Annotated in this window: 19 protein-coding genes; 7 read left to right on the top strand and 12 right to left on the bottom strand. The window is 71.3% G+C overall.

Annotation, left to right across the window (positions count from 1 at the left end; genetic code table 11):
* Entirely contained in the window at positions 1 to 1,506 is a 1,506-nt protein-coding gene (locus tag MRB58_RS02970) for an amidase (RefSeq protein ID WP_244780219.1), read from the top strand.
* Positions 1,507 to 1,524: 18 nt separating this feature from the next.
* On the opposite strand, the gene MRB58_RS02965 is transcribed toward MRB58_RS02970, so the two are convergent.
* Together MRB58_RS02965 and MRB58_RS02960 are read right to left on the bottom strand one after the other, a co-directional pair.
* Positions 1,525 to 2,471 (bottom strand): IS630 family transposase gene (locus tag MRB58_RS02965; protein ID WP_244781858.1). Its coding sequence is split into 2 segments (ribosomal slippage): positions 1,525 to 2,135 and positions 2,135 to 2,471, totalling 948 coding nucleotides; the frame shifts between segments, so codons are not numbered across the junction.
* A gap of 92 nt (positions 2,472 to 2,563) precedes the next feature.
* Positions 2,564 to 3,580 (bottom strand): YeiH family protein, encoded by a 1,017-nt coding sequence (locus tag MRB58_RS02960; protein ID WP_244780217.1) that lies wholly within the window; start codon positions 3,578 to 3,580, stop codon positions 2,564 to 2,566.
* 112 nt (positions 3,581 to 3,692) lie between these two features.
* On the opposite strand from MRB58_RS02960, the gene MRB58_RS02955 reads away from it, so the two are divergent.
* Positions 3,693 to 4,589, top strand: a complete 897-nt coding sequence (locus MRB58_RS02955; protein ID WP_244780215.1) for a LysR substrate-binding domain-containing protein — start codon at positions 3,693 to 3,695, stop codon at positions 4,587 to 4,589.
* Between the two features lie 111 nt (positions 4,590 to 4,700).
* On the opposite strand, the gene MRB58_RS02950 is transcribed toward MRB58_RS02955, so the two are convergent.
* The 8 genes from MRB58_RS02950 to MRB58_RS02915 all read right to left on the bottom strand — a co-directional run bounded on the left by MRB58_RS02950 (position 4,701) and on the right by MRB58_RS02915 (position 14,602).
* Complete coding sequence (locus tag MRB58_RS02950; protein WP_244780213.1) at positions 4,701 to 5,915, bottom strand: hypothetical protein; 1,215 nt, start codon at positions 5,913 to 5,915, stop codon at positions 4,701 to 4,703.
* Positions 5,912 to 6,910, bottom strand: a complete 999-nt coding sequence (locus MRB58_RS02945; RefSeq protein WP_244780212.1) for a hypothetical protein — start codon at positions 6,908 to 6,910, stop codon at positions 5,912 to 5,914. The genes MRB58_RS02950 and MRB58_RS02945 overlap by 4 nt, the downstream gene beginning before the upstream one ends.
* Before the next feature lie 315 nt (positions 6,911 to 7,225).
* Positions 7,226 to 9,334 carry a 3-hydroxyacyl-CoA dehydrogenase NAD-binding domain-containing protein gene (locus tag MRB58_RS02940; protein WP_244780210.1) on the bottom strand — a complete coding sequence of 703 codons (2,109 nt, stop codon included), beginning with the start codon at positions 9,332 to 9,334 and terminating at the stop codon, positions 7,226 to 7,228.
* 136 nt (positions 9,335 to 9,470) lie between these two features.
* Positions 9,471 to 10,097 carry a 3-oxoacid CoA-transferase subunit B gene (locus MRB58_RS02935; RefSeq protein ID WP_256461701.1) on the bottom strand — a complete coding sequence of 209 codons (627 nt, stop codon included), beginning with the start codon at positions 10,095 to 10,097 and terminating at the stop codon, positions 9,471 to 9,473.
* Between the two features lie 88 nt (positions 10,098 to 10,185).
* Positions 10,186 to 10,890 carry a CoA transferase subunit A gene (locus tag MRB58_RS02930; protein ID WP_244780207.1) on the bottom strand — a complete coding sequence of 235 codons (705 nt, stop codon included), beginning with the start codon at positions 10,888 to 10,890 and terminating at the stop codon, positions 10,186 to 10,188.
* 263 nt (positions 10,891 to 11,153) lie between these two features.
* On the bottom strand, positions 11,154 to 12,368 hold the full coding sequence (locus MRB58_RS02925; RefSeq protein ID WP_244780206.1) for a PQQ-dependent sugar dehydrogenase: 1,215 nt from the start codon (positions 12,366 to 12,368) through the stop codon (positions 11,154 to 11,156).
* Between the two features lie 181 nt (positions 12,369 to 12,549).
* Positions 12,550 to 13,398: a sugar phosphate isomerase/epimerase gene (locus tag MRB58_RS02920; protein WP_244780204.1), complete on the bottom strand. Its 849-nt coding sequence runs from the start codon at positions 13,396 to 13,398 to the stop codon at positions 12,550 to 12,552.
* A gap of 274 nt (positions 13,399 to 13,672) precedes the next feature.
* A complete protein-coding gene (locus tag MRB58_RS02915) occupies positions 13,673 to 14,602 on the bottom strand; it encodes a hypothetical protein (RefSeq protein WP_244780203.1) in 930 nt (309 codons plus the stop codon).
* A 201-nt stretch (positions 14,603 to 14,803) separates the two neighbouring features.
* Between MRB58_RS02915 and MRB58_RS02910 the strand changes: the two genes are divergently transcribed.
* The 5 genes from MRB58_RS02910 to MRB58_RS02890 all read left to right on the top strand — a co-directional run bounded on the left by MRB58_RS02910 (position 14,804) and on the right by MRB58_RS02890 (position 18,520).
* Complete coding sequence (locus MRB58_RS02910; RefSeq protein WP_244780202.1) at positions 14,804 to 15,787, top strand: YihY/virulence factor BrkB family protein; 984 nt, start codon at positions 14,804 to 14,806, stop codon at positions 15,785 to 15,787.
* Positions 15,788 to 15,903: 116 nt separating this feature from the next.
* Positions 15,904 to 16,167 carry an usg protein gene (locus MRB58_RS02905; RefSeq protein ID WP_244780201.1) on the top strand — a complete coding sequence of 88 codons (264 nt, stop codon included), beginning with the start codon at positions 15,904 to 15,906 and terminating at the stop codon, positions 16,165 to 16,167.
* A gap of 174 nt (positions 16,168 to 16,341) precedes the next feature.
* Positions 16,342 to 16,725, top strand: a complete 384-nt coding sequence (locus MRB58_RS02900; RefSeq protein ID WP_244780200.1) for a PH domain-containing protein — start codon at positions 16,342 to 16,344, stop codon at positions 16,723 to 16,725.
* Positions 16,726 to 16,834: 109 nt separating this feature from the next.
* The gene (locus MRB58_RS02895) at positions 16,835 to 17,224 is read left to right on the top strand and encodes a PH domain-containing protein (RefSeq protein ID WP_244780199.1); all 390 of its coding nucleotides are present in this window, start codon (positions 16,835 to 16,837) and stop codon (positions 17,222 to 17,224) included.
* Between the two features lie 267 nt (positions 17,225 to 17,491).
* A complete protein-coding gene (locus MRB58_RS02890) occupies positions 17,492 to 18,520 on the top strand; it encodes a hypothetical protein (protein ID WP_244780198.1) in 1,029 nt (342 codons plus the stop codon).
* Positions 18,521 to 18,691: 171 nt separating this feature from the next.
* Here MRB58_RS02890 and MRB58_RS02885 read toward each other — a convergent pair whose 3' ends face one another.
* Both MRB58_RS02885 and hydA read right to left on the bottom strand, forming a co-directional pair.
* Complete coding sequence (locus MRB58_RS02885; protein ID WP_244780197.1) at positions 18,692 to 19,999, bottom strand: hypothetical protein; 1,308 nt, start codon at positions 19,997 to 19,999, stop codon at positions 18,692 to 18,694.
* A 243-nt stretch (positions 20,000 to 20,242) separates the two neighbouring features.
* Positions 20,243 to 21,652, bottom strand: a complete 1,410-nt coding sequence (gene hydA, locus MRB58_RS02880) for a dihydropyrimidinase (RefSeq protein ID WP_244780196.1) — start codon at positions 21,650 to 21,652, stop codon at positions 20,243 to 20,245.
* Positions 21,653 to 21,661: the final 9 nt, after the last annotated feature.

Genomic DNA, 21,661 nt, shown 5'->3' with positions numbered 1-21,661 from the left:
GTGGCGATCCAGCGCCCCGACGCCGGCGCGGTCGCGGAAGCGGGCGCCGAACTCGGTCTCAACCTGTCGCCGGCCGACGCCGCCTCGTTCCACGGCCTGATGCAGGGGCTGTTCGACGCCTACGAGCAGGTGGCGGCGATGGCCGAGCCGCTGCCCCCGGTGCGCTACCCGCGCACCCCCGGCCGCCGCCCGGCGCCGGCGGACAACCCCTACGGCGCCTGGGCGACGCTGTCGGAGATCAAGGGCGCCAAGCGCGGCAAGCTCGCCGGCAGGACCGTCGCCATCAAGGACAATACCGCCGTCGCGGGTGTCGCGATGGCGAACGGCGCCTCGGTGCTGGCGGGCTACGTTCCGGAGATCGACGCCACGGTCGTCACGCGGCTTCTGGATGCCGGGGCCACCATCCTCGGCAAGGCGCAGTGCGAGTATTATTGCGCGTCCGGCGGCAGCCATACCTCCTGGCCGCATCGGGTCGAGAACCCGGCCGTGCCCGGCTACAACGCCGGTGGCTCGTCATCCGGGTCGGCGGCGCTGGTGGCGGCCGGGATCGTCGACATGGCGACCGGCGGCGACCAGGGCGGCTCGATCCGCATCCCCGCCTCGTTCTGCGGCATCGTCGGCATGAAGCCGACGCACGGGCTCGTCCCCTACACCGGCATCTTCCAGGTCGAGCAGACGATCGACCACACCGGTCCCATGACGCGCACCGTCGCCGACAACGCGTTGATGCTGGAGGTGATGGCCGGGCCCGACGGGCTCGACCCGCGCCAGAAGGGGGCGCCGGCCGAGCCCTACACGCAGGCGCTCTCGCGCGGCGTCGCCGGCCTCACCATCGGCGTCGTGCCGGAAGGGTTCACCCGGCCGGGGGCGGAGGCGGCGGTCAACGATGCGGTGCACGCCGCGGCCGAGCGGCTCGGCCGGGCCGGGGCCCGCATCGTCGAGATGCCGATCCCGATGCATGCGCACGGCAACGCGATCTGGACGCCGATCTTCCTGGAAGGCGCGACGCGGCTGATGATGCAGGACAACGCCTACGGCACCAACGCCAAGGGCGTGTACCTGGAAAGCCAGCTCGACGCGCACGGCCGCTGGCGCGGGCGGGCGGACGAACTGTCCGAAACGCTGAAGCTCGGCATCCTGATGGGCCATTACATGGCGAGCCGTCACAACGGCCGCTATTACGGCAAGGCGCAGAACCTCAACCGCGCCCTGACCGCGGCCTACGACGCGGCGCTGACCCGCTGCGACGCGCTGCTGATGCCGGCGACCGCCATCGCCGCCACCCCGCTGCCGGGGCCGGATGCGACGCGCGAGCAGATCGTCACCTCCGCGTTCGCGATGACGGCCAACACCGCACCCTTCTGTGCGACGGGCCACCCGTCGATCTCGGTGCCGGTGGGGCCGCTCGCCGACGGCCGGCCGGTGGGCGCGATGCTGACCGGGGCGCACCTGTCGGAGATGATGCTTTACCGCATCGCCGCCGCGCTCGAGGCGGCCTACCGCTAACCCTAGAGCACTTCGCGCTCAGTCCGGGTCATAGCCGGCGGCTCGGAAGTAGGCTCGGGCTTCGTCTGGCGTGACGAGGTCGAGGACCGCGCCGATGCGGTCCCACAGGTCATCGACGGTTCGCTCCGCCGCCTTTCGAAGGAGCGCCTTGATCTTGGCGAAGGCCATCTCGATCGGGTTGAAGTCGGGGCTGTAGGGCGGGAGGAACACGAGCCTCGCCCCGGCGCTCTCGATCAGGTCGCGAACGCGCCAACCCTTGTGACTGCCGAGGTTGTCCATCACGACGACGTCGCCCGGCGACAGGCATGGTGCGAGAACCTGCTCCACGTAGGTCTCGAACCATACGCCGTTGATCGCCCGGTCGAGCACCATAGGCGCGACGATCCCGGACAGCGAGAGCCCGGCGACCAGCGTGGTCGTCTTCCAATGGCCGAACGGCAGCGGCATGCGCAGCCTTGTCCCCCGGGCGCAGCGGCCGTGGGTGCGGGCCATCTTCGTGTTGGCCCAGGTCTCGTCGATGAAGATCAGGCGCTCGGCGTCGAGCTCGTCCTGCCCGTCGAACCAGGCGTGCCGCCGGGCAAGGACATCCGCGCGGTCCTGCTCGGCCGCGTGGCCGGTCTTTTTTTGCGCGTGATCCCGTGGCGACGGAAGAAGCGCGACAGCGCCGAGATGGAGACCGTGCCGCCGCTCTCACCGAGCCTTGCCTTCAGCTCGACCAGGGTGATGTCGCCGGTGCCGTCCAGGATCGCGAGGATGCGCTCGGCGTGGGCTTCGGTGACGTGGGACCAGCGGTCGCCGCCCTGGCGCTTGGCGCGGCATGAGCCGGTGCGTTGCCAAGCCTCGTACCATCGGATCGCCGTGGACGGGGCGACCTCGAACCGCGCCGCGGCCTGCCGGCGGGACATTCCATCGTCGATGGCGCGAACCACGCGAAGGCGAAGATCCTCAGAGAGCAGCTTGGGCATCATGACTGGCCCCCCATCGCCAGCCATGATGCTGAATCAGACTTCCGCTGATTCGGGAATCCCACAGCGATTCATTCCGAGCGCGAAACGCTCTAGGCGGCGGTGACGAGCGCCGCCGTCACCGCGGCGATGAAGACCCATGCCACCGCGCCGAGAAGTAGCGGCCGCACGCCCTTCAGCCGCAGCTTGGCGAGGTCCGTCTCCAGCCCCATCGCGCCGAGCGCCATGGTGAGAAGGAGCGTCGACGCGCTCGCCGCGCCGTGGACGGCGACCGCGGGGAACGCCACCAGCGAGTTGAGCGCGACCACCGCGACGAAGCCGAACACGAACCACGGCATCGGCGCGCGTCCGGCGACCGCGCCGCCGCGTCGTGCCGCCACGGCGCCCAGGATCAGGATCATCGGCGCCAGGAGGATCACGCGACCGAGCTTGGCGACGGTGGCCGTCTCACCGGCGACGTCGCCCAGCGCGAAGCCGCCGCCGACCGCCTGCGCCACCTCGTGCACGCTGGCCCCGACCCAGAGCCCGTACGCCTCGGGCGAGAAGCCCAGCGGGCCGGCGAGCAGCGGAAAGAGCAGCATCGACAGCGAGCCGAACACCGTGACGCAGGCGATCGCGTAGGCGACATCCTCGTCGTGCGCGCGGGTGACGGTGTTGACCGCCAGCACCGCCGACGCACCGCAGATGGAGGTGCCGGCCGCGATCAGCTCGCCGAGCTTGGCGTCGACTCCGAGCACTCGCGCGGCGGCCTTGGTGAACAGGAAGGTCGACACCAGCGCCAGCGCGACGACGGCGACGCCGGAGAGGCCGATGGCGCCGAGCTGCTCGAACGTCAGCCGGGCGCCGAGGAGGACGATGCCGAGCCGGAGCACCGGCCGCAGCGCCACCTTGACGCCCGGAAGCATCCCCTCGCCGAGGCCGACCGTGTTGCGGATGGCGATGCCGGCCACCATCGCCAGCACCATGGGGCTGATCAGCGGCGAACCGGACCACGCCGCCAGCGGCATCGCCAGCGCCGCCAGCACCGCGGCGAGGGCGAGCCCCGGCGCCACGGGGCGCAAGCGCTGCAGCCAACCCTCCGCCGTGGAAGGGGAATTTTGCACGCTCATAATCGCCATCGCGCCGGTCCTCATCGCAATGCAGCCAATGTGGCGCGCCTTGATCATTCGATCCAATTGAATATTCTGAGCAAACCAATCGATTTTGCCGATGAGTTTCCGCATGACCCTGGATCAGGTGCGCATCTTCCTGGCGGTGGCGGAGCGGCGGCACGTCACGCGCGCGGCGGAAGCGCTGCACCTGACGCAATCGGCCGTCTCGTCGGCGATCGCCGCGCTGGAGGCGCAACACGGCGTGGCGCTGTTCGACCGGGTGGGGCGGGGCATCGCGCCGACCGAGGCCGGCGAGATCTTCATCGACGCGGCGCGCAGCCTGCTGGCCCAGGCGGAGACGACGCGGCTGGTGCTGGACGATCTGGCGCGGGAGATGCGCGGGCGGCTGCGCATCGCCGCCAGCCAGACGGTGGCGAGCTACTGGCTGCCGGGCCACCTGATGGCGCTGCACGATCGTCACCCCAAGATCCAGATCGCGCTCAGCGTGGGCAACACGGCGCACGCGGCGCGGGCGGTGCGGGAGGGGGCGGCCGACCTCGGGTTCGTGGAGGGCGAGGTGCCGGCGGACGACCTCCACCGCGAAGTGGTCGCGCGGGACGAACTGGTCATGGTGCTGGCGCGCGGTCACGGGGAGACGCGGCGGCCGGCCTTCACCGCCGGCGACTATCGCGCGTTGCGGTGGGTCCTGCGCGAGCCGGGCTCGGGCACACGGTCGGCCGCGGAGGCGCACTTCGCGGTGATGGGCCTCACCGCCGCGGATCTCGACGTGGCGCTCGAGCTGCCGTCGAACGAGGCGGTGCTGGCGGCGGTCGGCGCGGGCGATGCGGTGACTATCCTCTCCCGCCGCGCGGTCGGCGCGTTTCGCACGCGGCGTATCGCGATGCGGCGTGTCACCTGGGCGCCGCGTCCGGTTCGCCCCTTCGCGGTTCTCACCCACCCGCAGCGCCACAAGACCCGCGCCGCGCAAGCGCTCCTCGCCCTCGTGACGGCGGAACTCGGCGCATAGGGCGCGCCGCGGACGACCGGGACACCACGCCGGCACGCCTCGCGCGTGGTCGTGAGCGGTCCGGCGGTGAGCGCCGCGTGCTCCCTTCGGAGCCCCGCCGGCGGGAGGACGTCAGGCGCTCGCCATCCGGCGCAGGCGCAGGGCGGCCAGGGTGGCGGTGCCCTTGGTGTCCTCGCCGGGATCGAGGTCGATCGTCAGCGTCTCGTGCGGGGCGAAGACCGACTGGCGGATCGTCCGCGGCTCGGTGAGATGCAGGCGCGTGCCGCCGATGGCGACACTGAGACGCTTGCCGACGCTGGTGGCGACCAGCTCGACCTCGTAGCGGCCGCCGCGCTTCACCTCGGCGACGATCCGGCACATTCCGCCGTAGGGGGCACCGTTGCGGCTGAGCTTCCAGGCGCCGGGGACCGGCTCCAGCGTCGCAGGGGCGACGAGCGCGACGGCGACCCCCGGCTGATCGCTCCCGAGGAGATCCTGAGTGGGGCGATAGTCGGCCCGGTCGGGCGCGTCGGTGTCGTCGCGGAAGATGTTGCGGATGACGCGACGGATGTCGGCGCGCAGGTCCGTGGGGCGCGCGTCGGCGCGCCGGTCGCCGAGGGCGTCGCTGTTGAGGATGTCGTTGGTGAAGCGGGCGAAGGTCATGATCTTCGCGCCGGTGATGGCGTCCGCGTCGATCAGGTCGGGCGCCATGTCCATGAGGCAGCGCACGCCGATGTCCTGGTAGGCGACCTCGGACCAGCGCTGGGAGTGGGTGATGTGGGGGAAGACCGCGTCGTCCAGCCGGCGCACGGTGTGTCCGGCGAGGATCGCCAGCACCGGCACCATGTAGTCCCACCAGGGCATGCCGAGGCGCAAGTCGTCCCGCTCCAGCACGCCGAGGCTGTCGCGCGAGAACGCGAAGACGTCGAACCCGTCAGTGTAGAGGCCGGCGTCGGTGCCGTCGGGCCTGACGTCGCTGCGGGAGGCGAAGGTGAGGTCGGCCGGGGCGGTGACCAGGGCGGCGACATCGTCGATCCCGCGGACCTTGATGTCGGAGTTGGTGAAGACGATGCGCTCGGCGGTGGGGGAGGCGGCACGGGCGATGCCGTCCCGCAGGGCGCGAAGGGGCAGGTAGTCGCGGCCGTAGGCGCGCGCGAAGTCGACCTCGACCGGGATCATCCACGGCGGCAGGTCGGCGGCGAAGGTATCGAACTCGCGGGCGTGGTTGACGGTGAAGACGGGGCGGCCGTGGGCGGCATGCCACGTCGCGAGCTTGTCGACCTGGGCGGCGATCCCGACCGGGGCGATCGACGTGAAATGGTCGAAGCCGAGGTTGGGTGCGCTCATGCCGGCACCGTCAACGCGGCGTAGGCCCGTTCCAGACGCACCTGCGCGGGCCCGCAGGTCGTGTCGAGGGCCCGGCCGAGGGCGCGCAGGTCTGTCAGGACGTGGCCGGGGAAGGTCGCGCGGGCCTCCAGATGGTCCCACGCATCACGCATGGGCGCGGAGACGACGAGGGTCTCGGCGGCGCTGCGCAGAAAGGTGAGCGCCTCGGCGCCGAAGCGGGTGGCGAGCATGTCCGCTTGGCACAGGAAGGCGCGGTGGAGGTCGAGGGCGGCGTCCCACATCGCCTCGCATGCGGGCGTGCGGCCGGGCCGCGGCGTCCAGACGAGGCCGACCTGCGGCGTGCGCACGACGCCGGAGGCGAGGCCGCTCAGCTCGATGGCGAGCGACCAGTCGGCGAAGCGGCCGAGGGTCGGGCCGTAGCCCATGGTGCGGCCGTAGAGGGCGCGCGAGAAGGCGATATGCCGGGGCAGGGCCGGGCCGCGCGCGGCCACCGCGGCGGTGAGGGCGCCGCCGGCGAGACCGCCGAGCGCGCCGAAGGACCAGCGCACCGGCGCGCCGAGCTGGCGGCGCTCCAGGTCGCAGACGGCGATGGCGCGCGGGTCCGTGCCGATGATGTCGACATCGGCGGCGAGTTTGTGGGGGGCGAGGGTCGTCTCGGGATCGAGTGTCGTCAGGACGGGGGCGCCCGAGGCGGCCGTGCCGTGGGCGAGGGCGGCACCCGACGTCGCGGCGCTCGCGATCCGGCCGCGCCCCTTGGCCGCGAGACGCTCGGCGCGGAGGTGGTCCCGCTCGGAAACGCCGACCGCGACGAGAATGGCCTCGGCCTCCACGCCCGACTGCGCCCAGACGGAGGCGACGGCCTCCTCCAACCCCGCGTCGTAGCGGCGGAAGGGGATGACGACGCCCACGCCGCGCGGCCCCGACCGCCAGACGGGGCGAGCGGTGGTCGCGGGGTATCCGCGAAGACGGTGCGGGGGCTGGCGGGTGGTCATCATGCTATCGCCTCGCGGCCCGTGGGGCGCGGCCGGAGCATCGGCCGGCCGCCACGGGGGATCAAGCCTCTCGGCATCACCCGGCGCGACGGGACGACGGGCCGGCCGGCCGCCGCGCGGCGCCGCCGGGCGGGAGGTCCGGCGGGCGGGAGGTCCGGCGGGCGCGTCATGCCTGCGCACCGCGGCGGGCCGCGATGACGGCGCATGGGGCATCCGTTCGCCCGGCCGGTCGCCCGTCGTCGCACCCGGAGCCCGCCGGAGACGCCGGCGCGGGACGACCGGACATGGCGGCGCGGGTCGGCCGGAGGCCGGGGCGTATCAGCTCGGGCGCCAGTCGGACAGGCGCTGGCCGGAAGCGGCGAGGTCGCGCAGCAGCGGCGCCACCGTCCAGTATCCGTGCGGATTGCCGAGAGTCGCGGCATAATGGTCCAGCCGGGAGACGATCTCGGCGATGCCGATCTCGTCGGCCATGAAGAGCGGGCCGCCGCGCCAGGCCGGGAAGCCGTAGCCGGAGGTCCACACCACGTCCACGTCGCCGGGCCGGTAGGCGATCCCTTCCATCAGGATCAGCGCGGCCTCGTTGATCATCGGGTAGAGCAGGCGCTCGAAGATCTCCTGGTCGGAGTGCTCGCGCGGGGCGATGTTGTGCATCGTCGCCAGCTCCCGGGCGAGGGCGGCGGTCTCCTCGCTCGGGATCGGCGTGCGGCCCTCGTAGGTGTAGAAGCCGGCGCCGGTCTTCTGGCCGAACTTGCCGCGGTGGAAGAGCGCGCGCACCAGCGCCCGGTAGTCCGGCGCCTGCGGGCCCTCGCCCGCTTCCACCCAGCCGTTGACGATGCGGGCCATCACGTCGACGCCGGCCATGTCGCCCATGCGGTTGGGGCCCATCGCCAGGCCCAGCCACGCCGGGTTCTCGACCACCTTGTCGATCTCGGCCGCGCTCGCGCCCTCGAGCTGCATCGCGTCGGCCTCGCGCAGGTACACCTCGGTCATGCGGTTGCCGATGAAGCCGAAGCACACGCCCGAGACGACGGCCGTCTTGCCGATCGGCTTGGAGAGCTTCATCACCGTGTGCAGGACGTCCGGCGCCGTCTCGTCGCCACGCACGACCTCGAGCAGCTTCATGACGTTGGCCGGAGAGAAGAAGTGTGTCCCCAGGACGTCCGACGCGCGGCTGGAGGCGGCGGCGATCTTGTCGACGTCGAGCGTCGAGGTGTTGGTGGCGATGATGGCGCCGGGCTTGGCGATCGCGGCGAGCTTCTTGATGACGTCGAGCTTCAGCGCCATGTCCTCGAACACCGCCTCTATGATGAGGTCGGCGTCGGCGAGCGCCTTCATCTCGGTGGTGCCGGTCATCAGGGCGCGGCGCTCTTTGGCCTCGTGCTCGGACATGCGGCCGCGGCTGACGGAGCCGGCGTAGTTCTTCTCGATGATGCCGAGGCCACGCTCCAGCGCCGCGTCGGTGGTCTCCACCAGCGTCACCGGGAAGCCGGCGTTGGCGAAGGTCATGCCGATGCCGCCGCCCATGGTGCCGACGCCGACGATGCCGACGGTCTTGATCGGCCGCGGCTCGATGCCCTTCGGCAGCCCCGGAACGCGCTGCGCCTCGCGCTCGGCGAAGAAGATGTGGCGCAGCGCGCGCGAGGTCGCGGTGGCGCGCAGCTTCTCGAACTCGGCCGCCTCGACCCGCTCGCCCTCGGCGAAGCTCTTCGTCGCGGCCTCCAGCGACGCGGCGATGGCGCCGAGCGACGGCAGGAAGGGCTTGGCGTCCGCGGCGGCCTTGGCGCCGGCGATGATCTCGTCCGCCTGGTCGAGGTCGGGGATGGCGAGCCGGCTGGCACGCCGGGGCGGCTTGCCGGAGTTGATGGCGTCGGCGACCGCGTGGATGGCGGCCTCCTTCGGATCGTCGGCGAGATGGTCGACGAGGCCGGCGCCGACCGCCTTCTCCGCCGCGATCGGCTTGCCCGAAGAGATCATCTCCAGCGCCGTGGCGAGGCCCGAGAGGCGCGGCAGACGCTGCGTGCCGAGTGAGCCGGGGAGGAGGCCGAGGTTGATCTCCGGCAACCCGACGCGGGTCGCCGGGTGCGCGATGCGGATGTGGCAGGCCATCGCCAGCTCCAGCCCACCGCCCAGCACCGTGCCGAACAGCGCCGCGGCGACCGGCTTGTCGCACGCTTCGATGTCGGCGAGGAGGGCGTTGAAGGGGGCGGCGGAGAAGGACGGATCGTCGAACATCGTGATGTCGGCGCCGGCGACGAAGGTGCGGCCGGTGCAGGCGATGACCAGGCCCGTCGCCTCGCCCGCCGCGAACGCGTGGAAGCAGGTGCGCATTCCGTCGATCACCGCCTGGGACAGCGCGTTCACCGGCGGATTGTCGATCGTCATGACGGCGATGGGGCCGTCGAAGGTCAGCGTTACGGGCTCGGTCATGGGTCTCGTTTTCCTCCCTCGGGCCGCTGGCTCGGGCGCCGGCGGGATCGTGCCGCCGGCCCAGCGGGGTCGGCGGGGGACATGGAGCGTTCGCGTCGCCGGGGGCGTAACCCGCCTCGGGCGGTGCGAACGCGCCTCAGTCGACGATGGTCGCCTTGGTGGCGGCGCGCAGCTCGTCCTCGGTCACGCCGTCGGCACACTCGACGATCTTCAGCCCGCCCTCGACGACGTCCAGCACGCCGAGGTTGGTGATGATGCGGTCGATCACGCCGGTTCCGGTCAGCGGCAGGGTGCATTCCTTCAGCACCTTGGACTCGCCGGCCTTGTTGGTATGGTCCATCACCACGATCACCTTGCCGACGCCGGCGACGAGGTCCATCGCCCCGCCCATGCCTTTGACGAGCTTGCCGGGGATCATCCAGTTGGCGAGGTCGCCGTTCTCGGCCACTTCCATCGCGCCCAGGATGGCGGCCGCGATCTTGCCGCCGCGGATCATGCCGAACGAGGTCGCGCTGTCGAAATAGGCGGTGCGGTTCAGTTCGGTGATCGTCTGCTTGCCGGCATTGATGAGGTCCGGGTCCTCCTCGCCCTCGTAGGGGAAGGGGCCCATCCCCAGCATGCCGTTTTCGGACTGCAGGGTGATGTCCTTGTCGCCGACATAGTTGGCGACGAGGGTCGGGATGCCGATCCCGAGGTTGACGTACATGCCGTCTTCGAGCTCTTCCGCGGCGCGAGCGGCCATTTGATTGCGGTCCCAGGGCACAAGCCATCTCCTGAAAAGTCGGCGGTCTCGCCGGATTGTCCTTGCCCCCGCAGGGGCGTCACATCGGTCGCGTCGGCGGCCCGAGGGGTCAGGCCGCTTCGCGCTTGCGCGTGGTGCGCTGCTCGATGCGCTTCTCGTGCTCGCCCTGGATGATGCGGTGGACGTAGATGCCGGGGAGGTGGATCTGGTCGCCGTCCAGCGAGCCGCGCGGGACGATCTCCTCGACCTCGACGACGCAGACCTTGCCGGACATGGCGGCCGGCGGGTTGAAGTTCCGCGCGGTCTTGCGGAAGACGAGGTTGCCGGTGTCGTCCGCCTTCCAGGCCTTGACGATGGCGAGGTCGGCGACGATGCCGCGCTCCAGGATGTAAGTCTCGCCGTCGAAGTCCTTGTGCTCCTTGCCCTCGGCGACGAGGGTGCCGACGCCGGTCTTGGTGTAGAAGCCCGGAATGCCGGAGCCGCCGGCACGCATGCGCTCGGCCAGTGTGCCCTGCGGGTTGAATTCCAGCTCCAGCTCGCCCGACAGGTACTGGCGCATGAACTCGGCGTTTTCGCCCACGTAGGACGAAATCATCTTCTTGACCTGTTTGGTCTGAAGGAGGACGCCGAGGCCGAAGTCGTCGACGCCGGCATTGTTGGAGGCGACGGTGAGGTCCTTGGTGCCCGCGTCGCGGATCGCGGCGATCAAGAGCTCGGGAATGCCGCAGAGGCCGAAGCCGCCGGCAGAGATCAACATGCCGTCGAACAGAAGCCCGTCGAGCGCCTCCGCTGCGGACCCGTAAACTTTCTTCATGCCTCTCCTCCCGTCGTGGCAACCCGGTCGATGCGGCGCAACTAGCACGACTTGACCGGCGGCGTCGCACCAGAAAATCGAGCGTGTCGAGCCCTGCCGTCAAGTCGCGCAGTCCGCTCTTCGCTGCAAGCTTAATCGGCCGCGCTCGCCGGTGGCGGCGAACGCCGCGTCGCGGCCTAACCGGTCCGCGTGGAAGGCGAATCCGGCGTTATCGAAACCGGGGGGATCGGCGTGGCGAGGGCGGCGGCGGCGGGCGGGCCCGCTCAGGAGCCCTTCCGCGGCACGAGCTTGACGATGTTGGAGGAGTTGCCCGTCTCGGTCACGGCGTAGACCGCGCCGTCGGGGCCGACTTTCACGTCGCGCACGCGTGCGTTGAGCGGCACCCACGCCTCGGTCACGACCTTGTCGTCCTTCACGTCGAGCACCACGACCGCCCGCGCCTTGAGGCCGCCGACCAGGAAGCGCCCGCGCCACTGCGGAAACTGGTCGCCCTCGTACTGCGCCATGCCGGAGGGGGCGATCACCGGATCCCAGTAGTAGACCGGCTGTTCCATCCCCTCCATCTGCGTCAGCCCCTCGCCGATCGGCGCGCCGCTGTAGTCGACACCGTAGGTGATGACGGGCCAGCCGTAGTTGAGGCCGGCCTGCGGGCGGTTCAGCTCGTCCCCGCCGCGCGGCCCGTGCTCCACCGTCCACAGCCGGCCGTCGGCGTCGACGAGGGCCGATTGCAGGTTGCGGTGGCCGTAGGACCAGATGGCCGGCTGCACGTCCTCGCGTCCGGCGAACGGGTTGTCGTCGGGCACGGTGCCGTCGCGGTTGATGCGGAAGATCTTGCCCATTCCGGCGTCGAGCGCCTGGGCGCTGTCGCGGATCGGCGTGTCGGAGCGTTCGCCGGTGGTGACGAAGAGCGTGCCGTCCGGCGCGAAGGCGAGGCGGGAGCCGAAGTGCTTGGTCCCCGCATAGCCCGGCTTCTGCCGGAAAATGACGCGCACGCCCTTCAGCGCGGCGGTGTTGCCCTCGCGCAGCTCCAGGGTGGCGGTGGCGACGGAGGTGCCGTTGACACCGTCACCGCGCGGCTCGGCGTAGGAAAAATAGATCTGGTGGTTGGAGGCGAAGTCGGGGTCGAGGGCGAGGTCGAGGAGGCCGCCCTGGCCGCGCGAGTCGACGCTGGGGACGCCGGCGATCATCGGGCCGACGTGGCCGTTCTCGGTGAGGATGTGCATCGAGCCGGAGTTGGCGGTGACGAGCATGCGCCCGTCCGGCAGGAACTCCAGCGCCCACAGCTTTGGCAGGCCCGTGGCGACGATGCGCGTCGCGACGGGGACCGGATTGTCGGGCTGGGGGGCGCGGGTCTGTCCCTCGAACGCGGGGCGCTGGTCGGGCGCGTCGGGCGGGCCGACCTCCACCGGCGGGGCCGACTGGGCATATCCCGGCCCGGCGAGTGCGGCGCTCAGCGCGAGGGCGATGGCAAGGCGCATGGCAAAGGCGTCCTCATCGTGTCTGCGGCGCCGGTGCGGCGCAATGACCTCCGCTGGAGGTGGCGCGAGCGGCGCGCGGCACAACCGTTTCCCGCTGTGCCCAATGGGCGCACGGCCCTTGGTTGCGCGAGCGCCGCTCTACACTCTGCCGTTCCCCGAGCGCGCGACCTGCGGCCGGCTCTCAATCGCTCGGCAGGTTCTCCTGCAGGACGTCCATCATTTTGGGGATCATCTCGTGCGCGCGCTGCGACTGCAATGGCAGCTCCACCGAGATCAGCTTCTCGAAGCCGATTTCGTCGAGGGCGGCCAGCACGGCGGGGAGGTCGAGGTCGCCCTCGCCGAGCGGGCGATGCTCGTGGAGGCCGCGGACCATGTCCTCGATGCCGACCGCGCCGAGGACGGGGGCGAACTCCTTCACCGCCACGGCCGGCTCGCGCTCGCCGGTCACCAGGCAATGGCCGACGTCGAGCGAGAGGGTCGGCGCAGTGCCGGTCATCTGCTTCAGCGCCTCACGCACGAGCATGAAGTCGTCCAGCGTGCCGACCATTTGCCCCGGCACCGGCTCCAGCGCGACGGCGACGCCGGCCTTGGCGCCGATCTCGGCGATCTGGCTCAACCCGTCGAGCAACCAGGCGCCGGCATTCTCCTGGCTGACGTTGCGGCGGCGACGGCCGGCGAAGAAGGTCACCGCCTCCGCCTCGCAGATCCTGGCGATGTTGACCGCACGCTCGACGAGGTCGATCCGCCGACGCCGGCCGTCCTCGGTCGGGTGCAGGAGGCTCGGCTCCATCGCCTCGCGCGGGTCGAGAAGGTAGAGGGCGCCGGTCTCGATCACGAGGCCGAGGTCGAGCGCCTTCAGCCGCTCGCCGAGGCGACCTGCGGCATCCTCGTAGTCGTCGGCGAGGGGGTCGAAGTGGTGGCTGTCGAGCGTCAGGGCGACGCCCTGGTAGCCGGACTCGCAGATGAGGTCGAGCGCATCGTCCAGGCGATGGTAGGCGCAACCGTTCGTATTGTAGGCAAAGCGCAGCATGGGTCGTCGACTATTGGGCCTGAGGTCCTGCGGTGGGGCTGGCGCCGCACACCCCTGCGGCACCCGCGCACATCGCGACGTCGGCAGGAATCGGACCACCGGCGCAACGAAATGCTTCGCTGCAAGGTTATCGGCTCATCGCGCCGGTTTGCCAAGTCTCGCCGACCCCGCGCGGGCCGAAATCCGCCTGTTTTCTCGACACTTTGCCGGCAAAAGGGTGGGGCGGGCGGTCGACGTCGTGTCTTTGCCGCGATCGGGACCGGATCGCCGCGCCTCAAAAGATGAGGCGGAATCGGCGCAGCACGTCGAGCTGGAAGTCGTAGAGGGGGCCGTGCGCCGCGAATTCCCGCGCGTCCATCGCATCGGACAACGAGAAGCCCGCGAGGTTCGCATAGTGGCGCTGCTGCAGGACGCGGTCGATCAGGTCGGCGGCGACGAAGGCGCCGACGGACGGGGCGGCGACGTCCTCGCGCGCGGCGAGCCCGGCCTCGAGCGCCTCGGCGAGGTCGCCGGCGCACTGCTCCAGCGCGCGCCGCTCCGAGCGCGCCCGCGCCTGCTGGAGCTGCGCGGCGGAGAGGTCGGTGGCGCTCGTCATCGTGTAGGCGTCGCCCAGATGATGGGCGAGGCCGAGCAGGAAGGCTCCGGCCGCCGGCTCGCCGCGCTGGCGCTGCAACAGGCCGCCGATCACGCCGACGCACCAGCCGTGCTCGGACTGCATCTCCTCCGGCGGCATGATGAGCCGCGCCGCCCCTTCGCGCAGCGCCCCGGCGCGCGGCTGCGTCGCCAGCAGCTCGACGAACTGCGGCCCCTCGCCGGTCGGCGCCGTCCCCTCGACGATCTCGGCGAGGCGGTCGGCGACGGGCTCCGGGAGGTCGCCCATCATCCGGGCGGCGGCGTTGGCATAGACGGTGCGGCGGTCCTCGGGCTCGACGCCGGCGAAACGCAGCTGCGAGGCGTCCACCGGGGCGATGGCGATCTGCACGGCGGCGAAGGCGACCTCGGCGAGCGCCACCGTCTCTGGCGCTTCACCGTCGAGGAGAGCGGTCCAGGCGCGGCGGAAGCCCTCGTCGGCCAGCGAGCGGTGCGCATCGGCGAGGCCGGGCACGCGCTTCAGCGCCGCGATCTCGGCGAGCGCGGGGGCCACCGAGGGATCGAGCGGGGCCGGGCCGCCGTCCGGCCGGGGGGCGAGGGCGTCGTGCATCATACTCGCGCGCGTCTGCTCCGTGACGGGGCCGGAACATTAAGGGCCCGTAAGGTTTCTGCCGGTCCATCCGCCCTCAGTCAACGCACCGTCCGCCGACGCGCCGTTTCGCCTCGGCGGCGCCCGCTGCCGGACGATTGCGCCGCGGCATGGAACCGGCGCGCCACACGGGCGGTTGCGCTTAATGACGAGGAGGCGGTGTCTATGAACGTTGCGGAGCCGAAGGCGGGTGTGGACGGGCGCTACGCGGAAGGGATCTTCCAGATCCCGCCCGGCGCGTGGATGGAGATCCTCAAACGCACCGTGCGCGACGTCGGCCGCAACAACCTCTCTCTCATCGCCGGCGGGGCGACGTTCTTCCTGCTGCTGGCGATCTTCCCGGCGCTGGCCGCGTTCGTCGCCCTCTACGGGCTGGTGTTCGACGTCGCGGCCGTGCAGGAGCACGTGACGGCGCTGACGGGCGTGTTGCCGGCCGAGGCGATCGACCTCGTCAGCGAGCAGCTGAGCCGCCTCGCCTCGCAGAACGAGGGGACGCTGGGGATCGGCTTCGCGGTCGGCCTGGGCGTGGCGCTGTGGAGTGCCAACGCGGGGGTCAAGGCGCTGTTCGCGGCCATGAACGTCGTCTACGGCGAGGAGGAGAAGCGCGGCTTCGTCAAGCTGACGCTGATCTCGCTGGCGTTCACGTTGGCGGCGATCGTCGCGGCGGCGATCCTGCTGGGCGCCATCGTCGTGGTGCCGGCGGTGCTGGCGGTGATCGGGTTGCAGTCGACCGGCGGCCTCATCATCGACCTGGCGCGGTGGCCGATCCTCTTCGTGGTGCTGCTCTCGGGGCTGAGCCTGCTGTTTCGCTACGGTGCGTCGCGGCGGCCGCCCCGCCTGCGGTGGGTCGTCTGGGGCAGCGTGCTGACGGCGGCTCTGTGGGTCGCGGCATCGGCGGCCTTCTCGTTCTACCTGGCCAATTTCGCCAACTACAACGCCACTTACGGATCGCTGGGGGCGGTGATCGGCTTCATGATGTGGCTCTACGTGTCGCTGATGATTCTCCTCATCGGCGCCGAGTTGAACGCCGAAGTCGAGCACCAGTTGATCACGGACACCACGGTCGGGCCGATGAAGCCGATGGGCGAACGACGCGCCGTGGTGGCGGATACGTTACCGGACACGGCCGAGGTTTCCGGCGCGCGCTAGCAGTCTCCTGCACTGCTGCCAGCTAACCTGTTGCCCAGCTTGCTTAAAATTCATTCGCCGGCTTGCCTTTGTCAGATCTCGTGGCAGACTTTTGTTTGTTCGACCTGGAGAGACCAATGGCGACAGCGTTGGAACGGCAACTCGCCGGCTACAGCTTGACAACCGCGGAAATCCTCTACCGCCTGCCGGACCATCCGGCGATTCTCCAAAGTTACATCTGGCAGGAATACGACTGCGCACCCGAGTTTCCGGTCCTGGAAACGTTCCTAGACTTCTGGAAGCGCGAGATTGACGGCAAGTTGCATTCGGTCGTCGTGTGCTATCAACAGCTCATCTCGGCGGGCACTTGGCGCCTGGTCACGCACCAGCACGTCCACTGACCCACGCGCCGCCCGGAGACCCCGTCCGGGATCCCGCCGGCGACCCTGCCGGACACCGCGCCGCCGGGCCGGTCCCAATCCCCCCTCACGCGAAGCTGAGGCGGTAAGGGGTATGCGTCTGACATCGCGCGCTTATATTGCTGCGTGAACACTGATGCAGCACCGGACGCGCGCATGACGCCCCCTCTCTACCGAGAACACCCCACCATGTTCGCCGACGAGCCGGGGCGCTTCATCCTCGCTTGCCTGCTGGTGCCGCTCGGCGTCGGCCTCGTGTGGCTGATCGTGTGGTGGGTCATCAACCGCAGCACCGTCGTCACGATCGACGACGAGCGGGTGACCCTGCGCCGGGGCATCTTCAGCAAGGAGAGCATCGAGGTGGAGATGAGCTCGATTCGCACCGTGCGGATCGACCAGACGCTCGTCGACCGCGTCTTCGACTGCGGCATCCTCAAGGTCTACACCACCGGCGACGTGCCCGACATCGACCAGGGCGGCCTGCCGGATCCGACCCGGCTGCGCACCATGTTGCGTGCCGCGCGCGAGACCCCAGGCTAGACTTGCACTCCCGCCACCAAGGCAACCATTGTGGGGCCTCGCGGGTTGCTCGCCGGGGGCCGCCCGCCGGACGGCCCAGACGCCTGACCGACAGAAAGCGCTGAAATCGATGACCGATGTGACTGCCGACAACGTCCCCAAGCCTCGCTACCAGGAACACCCGCGCATGTTCGCGGACGAGCCGGGGCGCTTCATCCTGGCGTGTCTGTTGATCCCGGTGGGGGTCGGCATCGTGTGGCTGCTGGTCTGGTACATCAAGAAGAAGTGCACGCTGCTGACCGTCGGCGACGAGCGCGTCCTGCTGACGCGCGGCGTCTTCAACAAGGAGCGGCTGGAGATCGAGCTGGAATCGATCCGCACGGTGCGCGTCGACCAGACCTTCGTCGACCGCATCTTCAACTGCGGCATCCTCAAGATCTACACCGCCGGCGACAATCCGGAGCTGGTACAGGGCGGCATGCCCGACCCGGAGCGCCTGCGCAGCGCGCTGCGCGTCTGACACCGGCGGCAGCCGGCGGATCGGCGCGCGCACCCGCCGCAGGCGCGCCGCCCGCCCGGCACCGTGACGCGGCGACGGGATGTTGCCGACTGCATCGAAATTCGGGCTAAGGTCGTGCGGCCGGTCGGGCGGGACCCGATCGGGGCGTCGCCGCGTTTGGTTTGACCGGCGCTGCCGTTGGTGGCATTCGCCGGACAGTCTGTGAACGAGGGGGCGTATTTGGCCTCGCGAGCCTTTTTCCGCTGCCGCGCGTGCGGCGAACCGGTCGTGTCCGGCGCCTATCGGTGCCCGGTGTGCGGGATCGATTTCCCCACCGGGACCCCGAACACGCCGACGACGCCCGATTCGCCCGCAGCGGTCGACCCCGGTCGGCGCACGCGGCCTCGACCCGTCGCGCCGGGCGATATCGCCTCCCGCCTCGAAGGCGCCCTCGGCGACGAGCTGTTCGAGCCCGCGCCGCCGCCGCCCCCGGAGAACGCTGCCGAACGAGACGCGCCGCACGCGCCGGCGGCGACCGACGCGGCCGAAGACGATTCCGAAGTGTGGATCGACGTCGGTGTCGGCGCCGAAGACCGGCGCACGGCCGATCTCGGGGCCACGCGCCCCGGCACCGAGCGGGCCGGCGGCCGCGGCCGTGTCCAGTGGGCCGACGAGACCGAGCCGGGCGACGGCGACGCGCCGGACCCCGAGGCCGACGAGGATGGCGAGGACGCCGAGGACACCGGCGACGAAGCGCCCCAGCGCACCGGCCCACAGGACGCCCCGTCCGACTTCGACGTCGCGGCGATCGTCCCCGGCCATTCGCGGGCGAGTGGGCGCGAGGCGGGCACCGGCCTCAGCGTCGCGCCGGCGGGTGCGCCCAAGCGGCCGCGCCGGGTGGTGGTGGCCGAGCCGCGCACGCGCGAAATCCTCGTCGTGCCGCGGCGGCGCAGCGTCTCCAAAGGGCTCTTCGGCACGGTGGTCGTGGCGCTGGTGGCGCTCGTCGGCATCGGCGGCGCGGCGGTCTACCTGGAGCAGAGCGGCCTCGCCGACTTCGGGCTCTTCCAGCGGACCGCCTCCGGGCTCATGGGCCGCGACGCGATCACGGTGACGGCCGACGACGGCTGGGTCTCGATCCCCGCCGAGTCCGGCACGGTGCTGATCGACGCCGACGGCACCTACCGCATCCGCCTCGACGGCGAGGTCTTCACCGGCAATGCCGCCCAGCGCGTGCGCGTGCCGATGACAACCGACACCTCGCTGGCCGTGCGCACCGTGCGCGCGCCGACGCAGGCCACCGTCAGCCGCGTCCCCTGAGTGCGTCCCCGGAGCGCGGTGCCCGGCGCGGCGCCGCGGACGCCTCGCCCCTGCGGGCCCCACGCGCGGCCCACCCCGTCCGCCCAACCGTGCGAAGCGACGACCGGTGCGGCCGGCGTGCCGCTCCGCACGCAAGGGGCGGCAGACCGGCCGGGCGCCGGCATCACCGGATCAGGGGGCGATGCACATCGTCTGCGTGTCGGTGGTGCACACCGGGAGCGAGCCGGAGCGGTCCAGCGCGTCGTTGAGGCGGGCGAGCAGCGTCGTGGCGGGGACGGGAAGGGCGAAACGCTCGTCGCGGGCAAAGTCGCCGATCGCGTCCTGCACCGCGCTCGACGAGCCGTCCGTGCTCGCGGGCAGATAGTCGAGTTCCTTCAGCGCGGCGACGACGCGCTCGTCGGTCGCGTCGCCGCCAGGCGGCCCGGCGACCGGCGCGCCGACGACGCGCGTGGTGTCCGTCGCCGCGACGTCGACCGGCCCGGTGCCGGTTGGGCCGTCGCCGCGCGGGGTCACGTCGCGTGGCGGTGCGGCGGGGGCGGAGGCGGAGGGAGCGGCGGCGGGCTCGGCACGGTCGGTGGTGAGGCGGGCCCGCACGGTCGGCGCGAAGGTGTCGTTCGGGGGCGTGTCGGCGTCGGCGCTGGAGACGGAGTTCTGCCGCACCAGGCTCGTCTCGCCGGGTCCACCGCCAGCGTCCCCCGTGTCCCCGGCGTCGCTGGTGGTCGCGGCGCCGCCGGTGTCGCCGGCGCCCGCGGTGGTGTCCTGTGGCTCGGCGGGGCGGGCGGTGATCTGCGGCGCGGCGGTCGCGATGTCGGCGTTGCCGGGAGGCGCGGCGCTGTCCGTCGTGGCTGGCGCGGTCGGCGCCGGCCTGCCGGCAGCGTCGGCCGGCGGCGCGGCGGTGGCGACGCGCGCCGGCGCCTTGCGGGGCAGGGGCGGAACCTCGCCGGGGCCGAAGAGGGACGCGTTCTCGGGCTCGGGCTCGGGCTCGCCGTCGTACGGCGCATTGGGGTTGCCCAGGCGTTCGCGCATCCGGTCGGCGAAGGAGCCCGGCGGTGGCGTCACCTCGGACGCCGGGGGGGCGCCGGGGGTGCGCAGGTCGAGCGGCCCGGCCTGCTGCAGGGTCGTCTCCGGCTCGGCGATCACCCAGGCCTGCCCCTCGCGGCAACGGTACCCGTCCACCGCGGAGCGGCCGGCGAGGCTGTCGACGTCGACCCGGTAGCCGCGGCACAGCCGGCCGTTGCTGCCGCGCACGGCGCGGTAGGGGCGGATCGCGGCCTGCCCGCCGCCGGGCAGCTCGAACCGCGCGACCTGATTGTCCTGGGCATAGTCGAGGATCGTGGACAGGCGGCTTTCCAGGGCACGCCGCTCGTCCGGCGTCAGCTGCAGCGCGGTGGTATAGTTCTGCGCGCGTGCTGGGGCCGTCGCTGTCGCCATTGCGCTCGCCACCGCCAGCGGCAGGGCGAGAAGGGCAAGACGCCTCATCGGTCATACTCCCGGACCCCCGTCGGCGCGACGGGAGCGCTCAACCTCGATGGATCGGCCGGCCGTCGCCTCGCACAGGGACCGGCCGTGGGCGAGGGTCTGCCAAGGCGACCCTGAGCCACGGATGAACACCATAGGGCGCGCGGCCGCCGATTGCGACCGCCCGCCCGGTGCGAGGCATCCTCCCGCGCGCATCGTCCACGCCCGTCGTCACCGGCGCCCCGGCCCCGCGGGGCGCGCCGCTCAACCCTTGCGGCGTACCTTCATCGACTTCTCGCGCGGCAGGTACTTGCCGTCGGCCTTGGTGCCGGTCAGCGCGCCGTCCTTCACCATCACCTTGCCGCGCAGGATCACCGTCTTCGGCAGCCCTTTGACCTCCAGCCCCTCGTAAGGGGTATAGTCGGACCCGCCGTGAAGGTCGGCGTGGCGGATGGTGGTCTGCGCCTGCGGATCCCACAGCACGATGTCGGCGTCCGAACCGACCGCGATCGTGCCCTTCTTCGGATAGAGGCCGTAGGTCTTGGCGTGGTTGGTCGACGTCAGCGCCACGAAACGGTTGATGTCGATCCGGCCCTTGGAGACGCCTTCGGAGAAGAGGATCGGCAAACGCGTCTCGACCCCCGGAATGCCGTTGGGGATGTGGCGGAAATCGGTTCGGCCCTTGGGGTTCAGCTTGCCGTGGTCGTCGTCGTAGCGGAACGGGCAGTGGTCCGAGGAGAAGACGTCGAACACGCCGTTCTCGATGCCGCGCCAGATGTTCTCCCATTCGGCCTCGGTGCGCGGGGGCGGGGAGCAGACCTGTTTGGCGCCCTCCCAGTTCATGCCCTCGAGGTCCTTCTCGGTGAGGCGGATGTACTGCGGGCACGTCTCGCCGGTGACGTTCATGCCGCGCGCCCGCGCCCGCTCGATCTCCTCCATCGCCGCCCCGTTGGAGACGTGGACGATGACGACCGGCACGTCGACCACCTCGGCGAGCGAGATGGCGCGGTGCGTCGCCTCGCGCTCCACCGCCAGCGGCCGGGTCGTGGCGTGGGAGGCCGGCTCGAGGCGGCCTTCGGCGACGTGGCGGTCGATCAGGAAGCGGATCGCGTCCTCGTTCTCGCAGTGGACCATGGCGAGCGCGCCGGTGCGCCGGGCGGTGTCCATCACGGCGAGGATCTCGGCGTCGTTCAGGCGAAGGTTCTCGTAGGTCATGAAGACCTTGAACGAGGTGTACCCATCCTCGACCGCCGCCGGCAGCTCCTGGCCCAGCACCGCCTCGGACGGGTCGGAGATGACGAGGTGGAAGGAGACGTCGGTGTAGCAGTTGCCCTCGGCCTTGGCGTGGTACTGGGTCAGCGCCTCGCGCAGGGACTTGCCCTTCTCCTGGATGCAGAAGGGGAGCAGCGTGGTGTTGCCGCCGAAGAGGCCGGAGAGGGTGCCGGTCTCGAACGTGTCGGCCATGGTGATGCCCTCGCCGGAGGGCTGGTCGATGTGGACGTGGCTGTCGATACCGCCCGGCAGGACGTATTGGCCCGTCGCGTCGATCGTCTCGGCGCCCTCAAGGCCGATCCCCAGCGCCGTCACGACGCCGTCCTTGATGCCGACGTCGGCCTTGAACACATCCGCGGCCGTCGCGATCGTGCCCCCCGTGATGACGAGGTCGAAGGTCATCTCACTCTC

It is taken from the genome of Acuticoccus sp. I52.16.1, assembly GCF_022865125.1.
In the GTDB taxonomy this organism is placed as follows: domain Bacteria; phylum Pseudomonadota; class Alphaproteobacteria; order Rhizobiales; family Amorphaceae; genus Acuticoccus.
Note: the sequence above shows the minus strand (reverse complement) of the source record. Positions and strands in the feature narration are given on the sequence as shown.